The following is a 5,994-nucleotide window of genomic DNA, read 5'->3' as shown; positions in this document are numbered from 1 at the left end:
CGTCCGCGGTCTCGGCAGACTTCGCACCCGCCCCGGCCGCCCCGCCCGGCTCTGCCGTCTCCTTCCCGGGCCCCTTCTCGGGCTCCTTCCCGGACTCCTTCTCGGGCTCCTTCCCGGGCTCCTTCTCGACCCGCGCGTGCCGCGGGGGCAGCGCCAGCCGCAGCACGTCGGCGAGCGTCCCGGCGTACCGGTCCGCCACGGCGCGGCACAGCGCGAGCACCTGCGGCGTCAGCACCTGCTCGCCGGACACCACCTTCCGCAGCGGCACGAGCCGGCCGTCGTGGTCCGAGGTCTCCTGACGCGCGACGACGTAGCCGGCGACGTCCTGCCGCCCGAACCGCGCCTTGATGCGGACACCGGGCTGGGCGTCGGCATCCATGGTGACCGGGACCAGGTAGTCGTACGGGTGGTCCAGGTGCCCGGGCTGCAGGTCCAGCACGACCCGGGCGACGGGCAGGTGTTCGGCGATGGGGATGCCGTTGGTCTCGGCGTTGTCGAGCGGGCCCCGCGGGCTCTTTCCGCCCCGACCCTGTCCCCGGCCCCGAGCAGGAGCACCGCCCACCTCGTCCAGCCCGAGCAGCGCCCCGTCCTCCGCGACGCCGTCTTCCGTGACGCCATCTTCTCTCGTGACGCCGTCCTCCCTGACGCCGTCCTGCACGGCCTGGTCCACGTCCCCGTTCACGCCCCTATCCCACCACGCGCCACCCACAGCCGCGGCGCGCGGCGACCCGGTCCGCCTGCCCCTCGCCGTCGGCACCAAGCGCGGAGGTCGGCACTCTGCATCGAGATCGGTCCAGGGATGGACCGATCTCGATGCAGAGTGCCGACCTCAGAGAAACAGCCAGCCAGGGGTCAGCCCTCAGAACAGGCTGCGCAGGTCCTCGACGCGGTCGGTGCGCTCCCACGTGAAGTCGGGCAGGTCGCGCCCGAAGTGCCCGTACGTGGACGTCGCCCGGTAGATCGGGCGCAGGAGGTCCAGGTCGCGCACGATCGCGGCCGGGCGCAGGTCGAAGACCTCGTGGATGGCCGCGGTGATCTTCGAGACCGGCACGGTCTCGGTGCCGAACGTCTCGACGTAGAGGCCCACGGGGTGCGCCTTGCCGATGGCGTAGGCGACCTGGACCTCGCAGCGCCGCGCGAGCCCGGCGGCCACGACGTTCTTGGCCACCCAGCGCATCGCGTACGCGCCCGAGCGGTCCACCTTCGAGGGGTCCTTGCCGGAGAACGCGCCGCCGCCGTGGCGCGCCATGCCGCCGTAGGTGTCGACGATGATCTTGCGGCCGGTCAGGCCGGCGTCACCCTGCGGCCCGCCGATGACGAACTTGCCGGTCGGGTTCACGAACTGCCGCGCGCCGCTCCAGTCGAGGCCTGCGGCCTCCAGCACCGGAGCGATCACGGTCTCGGCCACCTCGGCGTGCAGCTTCTCCTGCAGGACGTCGGCGTCGTGCTGGGTGGAGAGCACCACGGTGTCCACGGCGACGGGCCGGTCGCCGTCGTACCCGATGGTCACCTGGGTCTTGCCGTCGGGGCGCAGCCCCAGCAGCTCGCCGGACTTGCGCACGGCGGCCAGACGCTCCGACAGGCGGTGCGCGAGCCAGCCGGCCACGGGCATGAAGGCGGGTGTCTCGTCGGACGCGTAACCGAACATCAGGCCCTGGTCGCCGGCGCCCTGGGCGTCCAGCGGGTCGAGATCGCTCGTGTCGTCGCGCATCTCGAGCGCCTTGTCGACGCCCTGCGCGATGTCGGGCGACTGCTGGCCGATCGACACCGACACCCCGCACGAGTCGCCGTCGAACCCGATGGCGGACGACGTGTAGCCGATGCCGCGCACGACGTCGCGCACGATCTGCGGGATCTCGACGTACGCCTCGGTGGTGACCTCGCCCGCGACGTGCACGAGCCCGGTCGTGACCATGGTCTCCACAGCGACGCGCGACGTCGGGTCCTGCTCCAGCAGGGCGTCGAGGATGGCGTCGCTGATCTGATCACAGACCTTGTCCGGATGACCCTCGGTCACGGACTCGGACGTGAAAAGGCGCAGCTCGCTCATGGGGCCAGCCTAATGTCTCGCACAGCGAGAAGTCGATCCTGGCAGGTGAGACGGGGGTCACGGCAGCAGCTTGGCGACGGCGTCCCACAGGGCGTCCGCCACCTCGCGCTTGGTTCCCGAGGCCAGTCCCACCACGTCACCGGCCCCGTCCAGGATGGTGACCTCGTTGCTCTCGGTGCCGAAACCACGCCCGGATCCGACGGCGTTCACCGCGATCAGGTCGGCCCCCTTGCGCCGCGCCTTAGCCCGGCCGTGGTCCAGCACGCTGCCGGTGGCGTCGCCCGTCTCGGCGGCGAACCCCACCACCACCTGGTCGGCCCGCAGCCGCTCGTGCGCCAGCTCCGCCAGGATGTCGGGGTTCTCGACGAGCTCGATCGGCGCGGGACCCTGCCCCGGCACCTTCTTGATCTTGGCGTCGGGCGTGGCGGCGGGCCGGAAGTCCGCCACGGCGGCGGCCATCACGACGACGTCGGCCTCCGCGCCCGCGGCCCGCACGGCCTCACGCAGCTCGGCCGTGGACTCGACCTGCACCACGGAGCACGGGCGCGGCCCGCTGAGCACCTGGTCGGTCACGTCCGCCGCGAGGTTGGCCGCGACGAGGGTCACGACGGCGCCCCGCGCGGCGGCGGCCTGCGCCAGGGCCACACCCTGGCGTCCGCTGGACCGGTTGCCGATGAACCGCACGGGGTCGATCGCCTCGCGGGTACCCCCCGCGGAGACGACGACGCGGCGGCCCGCGAGGTCGAGGTGCTCCCCGTCCGCCGAGGAGGCGGACGTGGGGGTCTCGACAGGCTGGGCCCCGACAGGCCCGACCAGCGCGGGGTCGACCAGCGAGAGCGCCTCGCGGGCGATCTCCTCCGGGTCGGGCAGGCGGCCGGGGCCGGTGTCCTTGCCCGTGAGCCGGCCCGACGCGGGCTCGATCACGTGCACGCCCCGCCCGCGCAGGGTGGCCACGTTGGCCCGCGTCGCGGGGTGGTCCCACATCTCGGTGTGCATCGCCGGGGCGAGCACCACCGGGCAGCGCGCGGCCAGCAGCGTGGTGGTCAGCAGGTCGTCCGCTAGGCCGGCGGCGGCCCGCGCCATCAGGTCGGCCGTGGCCGGGGCCACGATCACGAGGTCGGCGTGCTGGCCCAGCGCGACATGCTGCACGCCCGGCACGTCGTCGAACACCTCGGTGCTGACGGGCTCGCCCGACAGCGCCTCGAAGGTCGGGGCGCCCACGAACTCCAGCGCCGCGCGGGTGGGGATCACGCGCACGGCGTGCCCCTGCTCGCGCAACAGCCGCAGCAGGAGCACCGCCTTGTACGCGGCGATGCCACCGGAGACGCCCAGGAGGATCCTCATCGGTGGTCACCCTTCGACGGGGACGGTGCCCCGCAGACAGCCGGCCCGCGCGTCACGTCCGGATCAGGCCGGGAACTCGGGCAGCGACTGCTCGGCCTTGGCGGCGGCAGCGGCGTCGGCCTGCGCCTGCACCTCGGCGGGGTCGACCTCCTCGATCGTGAGGAGGCCCTGGGTGATCTCGCGCATCGCGATGGAGAGGGGCTTCTCCTGGTTGCGGGTCTCGACGAGCGGGCCCACGTTCTCCAGCAGGCCCTCGTTGAGCTGCGAGTAGTACGCGTTGATCTGACGGGCACGCATGGACGCGTACAGCACGAGGCCGTACTTCGAGTCGATGCGCTCGAGCAGCTCGTCGATCGGCGGGTCGGTGATGCCCTCGGGGGCGGCGACGGTTCCGGCCATGATGAAGCTCCAGAAGTCTTGGGTGAAGGGGGAAAGTCCGAGGGACGAGTCTACCTGCTCTGTCACCCGGAGGTGGCAGGCGACACGCCCCTCTAGCCGACCGGTGTGGTGGAACCCACACCCATGAAGGCGACGAGCGCGTCCGTGGCACGGTGCACGTCGTCGTTCACGATGGAGACGTCGAACTCCTCCTCGGCGGCGAGCTCGACGCGCGCCGTGGCGAGGCGCCGCTCGCGCTCCTCCGAGTCCTCGGTGCCCCGCCCGACGAGCCGGCGGACGAGCTCGTCGAAGCTCGGCGGGGCGAGGAAGACGAACCGGGCCTCCAGGCCCGAGGCCGCCACCGCGTCGCGCACCTGGCGCGCGCCCTGGAGGTCGATCTCCAGGAGCACGGGGACCCCGGCGGCGAGCTTCTGCTCCACCGGTCGCCGTGGCGTCCCGTACCGGTTACGACCGTGCACCACGGCCCATTCGAGCATCTCGCCGGCGGCGACCATACGGTCGAACTCCTCCGACGACACGAACAGGTAGTGCACTCCGTCCACCTCGCCCGGGCGCGGCGACCTGGTGGTCGCCGACACGGAGAGCCAGACCTGCGGATAGCGGTCCCGCACGTCGGCGGAGACCGTGCCCTTGCCCACCGCGGTGGGGCCTGCGAGCACGGTCAGCCGTGCGGGTTGTGTCGTACTGATCTCAGCCAAACCTCTCGATGAGCGCCGCCGACTGGTGCGGTCCGAGGCCTCGGACGCGGCGGGTCTCGGCGATCCCGATCTCTTCCATGATCGCCCTGGCCTTAACCTTACCGACACCTGGCAGCGACTCGAGCAACGAGACGACCTTGAGCTTGCCGACGACGTCGTCCTTCTGGCCCTGCTCGATGACCTCCCTCAGGGAACCTTGCGAGTACTTGAGCTTGTTCTTGATCTCTGCCCGCGCGCGTCGCGCCTCGGCTGCCTTCTCGAGTGCTGCCGCACGCTGCTCGGGTGTGAGGGGTGGTAGTGCCACGCAAGTCACCTACTCGTCTCTCGACCGGCCTTCTGACTCGGGACGTCGGTCCTCGCTCGGGCCCGATGCCCAAGTCCGTGACCTGGCCCGCAACCGGTCTGGTGTGAACTGCTGCATCGAAAGTAGCCATCGCCTCAGTGGTCGGCAATCGCAGAACGCCACTTCGTGAAAACTCATGCACCCGCGCAAATAAGCATTTAGTACATTTCACAACAAAGCGCCCACGATCCGTAGGGATCGTGGGCGCTTTGTCCAACCCGTGTCCAACGCGTCGGTCAACCGAAAAAATCAGCCACGCAGAGCGTCGGTCGCCTCCCGCGCGGCGTCACGCGCCGCGCTCACCAGCGCCTCGGGCGTCGGTCCGGCCCCGAGCACCGCCCGGGACGACGACGCCAGGACGTTCCGCCGAGCCTCGCCGAAGGTCGTGGCGAGCTCTCGCTCCCCCGCCCCCTGCGCGCCGACGCCGGGGGCCAGCAGCGGGCCGTTGACGGCGACCAGGTCGGTCCCCGTCGCGGCCACCGCGTCACCGATGGTCGCGCCCACCACGAGGCCGACCGAGCCCATGGGCTCCGCCCCCGCGTTGAGCACGGCGGCATGGGCCGCCATGAGGGCGGCGACCGAGGTGCCGCGCTCGGTACCGTCCTCGGATCGCACCGCGTGCTGGACCTCGAAACCCTCCTTGTTGGAGGTGAGGCACAGCACGAACAGCCCGCGCCCCGTGGCCGTGGCCAGCTCGACGGCGGGCGCCAGCGAGCCGAACCCGAGGTAGGGCGAGACCGTCAGCGCGTCACCCGCCAGCGGCGAGCCGTCCGCCAGGAACGCCTCGGCGTACGCCCCCATGGTCGAGCCGATGTCACCGCGCTTGGCGTCGACGATCGTCAGGGAACCGGCAGCCCGGGCCGCCGCGATCACCTCCTCCAGCACCGCCAGGCCGCGCGAGCTGTGCCGCTCGAAGAACGCGGCCTGCGGCTTGAACGCCGCGACCCGGCCGCCGAGCGCGTCCACGACCCGCAGGGAGAACTCCCGCAGGCCCGAGACGTCGTCGGGCAGGCCCCAGGCGTGCAGGAGCGACGCGTGCGGGTCGATGCCCACGCACAGCGGCCCGTGCTCGTCCATGGCCGCGGCCAGGCGTGCACCGAACGGCGCTCCGCTCGACGCCGCGGCAGCACCCGGCGAGCCCGCGCTCACGCGGTCACCCC

The 5,994-nt window shown here is 72.1% G+C and carries 7 protein-coding genes; all 7 read right to left on the bottom strand.

Translation table 11 applies throughout. The annotated features are described in order from the left end of the window. On the bottom strand, positions 1-682 hold a 682-nt coding region (locus tag PROKR_RS08505; RefSeq protein ID WP_036961855.1), incomplete at its 3' end, for a primosomal protein N' family DNA-binding protein. A 177-nt stretch (positions 683-859) separates the two neighbouring features. Beyond that, entirely contained in the window at positions 860-2,050 is a 1,191-nt protein-coding gene (gene metK / locus PROKR_RS08500; protein WP_036961852.1) for a methionine adenosyltransferase, read from the bottom strand. A 57-nt stretch (positions 2,051-2,107) separates the two neighbouring features. After that, positions 2,108-3,394, bottom strand: a complete 1,287-nt coding sequence (locus PROKR_RS08495) for a bifunctional phosphopantothenoylcysteine decarboxylase/phosphopantothenate synthase (RefSeq protein ID WP_036961849.1) — start codon at positions 3,392-3,394, stop codon at positions 2,108-2,110. 63 nt (positions 3,395-3,457) lie between these two features. After that, a complete protein-coding gene (gene rpoZ, locus PROKR_RS08490; RefSeq protein WP_020015401.1) occupies positions 3,458-3,793 on the bottom strand; it encodes a DNA-directed RNA polymerase subunit omega in 336 nt (111 codons plus the stop codon). Positions 3,794-3,885: 92 nt separating this feature from the next. Next, positions 3,886-4,491 (bottom strand): guanylate kinase, encoded by a 606-nt coding sequence (gene gmk / locus PROKR_RS08485; RefSeq protein WP_036961845.1) that lies wholly within the window; start codon positions 4,489-4,491, stop codon positions 3,886-3,888. Beyond that, complete coding sequence (mihF, locus tag PROKR_RS08480) at positions 4,484-4,795, bottom strand: integration host factor, actinobacterial type (protein ID WP_020015403.1); 312 nt, start codon at positions 4,793-4,795, stop codon at positions 4,484-4,486. Before mihF ends, gmk begins: the two co-directional genes overlap by 8 nt. 288 nt (positions 4,796-5,083) lie before the next feature. Then, the gene (gene pyrF, locus PROKR_RS08475; protein WP_036961841.1) at positions 5,084-5,983 is read right to left on the bottom strand and encodes an orotidine-5'-phosphate decarboxylase; all 900 of its coding nucleotides are present in this window, start codon (positions 5,981-5,983) and stop codon (positions 5,084-5,086) included. Between the last annotated feature and the right edge of the window lie 11 nt (positions 5,984-5,994).

The organism is Promicromonospora kroppenstedtii DSM 19349, assembly GCF_000515355.1.
Taxonomy (GTDB): domain Bacteria; phylum Actinomycetota; class Actinomycetes; order Actinomycetales; family Cellulomonadaceae; genus Promicromonospora; species Promicromonospora kroppenstedtii.
The sequence above is the reverse complement of the archived record's forward strand: the minus strand, read 5'-3'. Positions and strand labels throughout refer to the sequence as shown.

What these genes read in the sequence shown, in the direction of transcription:
- metK (WP_036961852.1), bottom strand. Translation starts at nt 2,050, where the DNA reads ATGAGCGAGCTGCGCCTTTTCACGTCCGAGTCCGTGACCGAGGGTCAT.
- PROKR_RS08495 (WP_036961849.1), bottom strand. Translation starts at nt 3,394, where the DNA reads ATGAGGATCCTCCTGGGCGTCTCCGGTGGCATCGCCGCGTACAAGGCG.
- rpoZ (WP_020015401.1), bottom strand. Translation starts at nt 3,793, where the DNA reads ATGGCCGGAACCGTCGCCGCCCCCGAGGGCATCACCGACCCGCCGATC.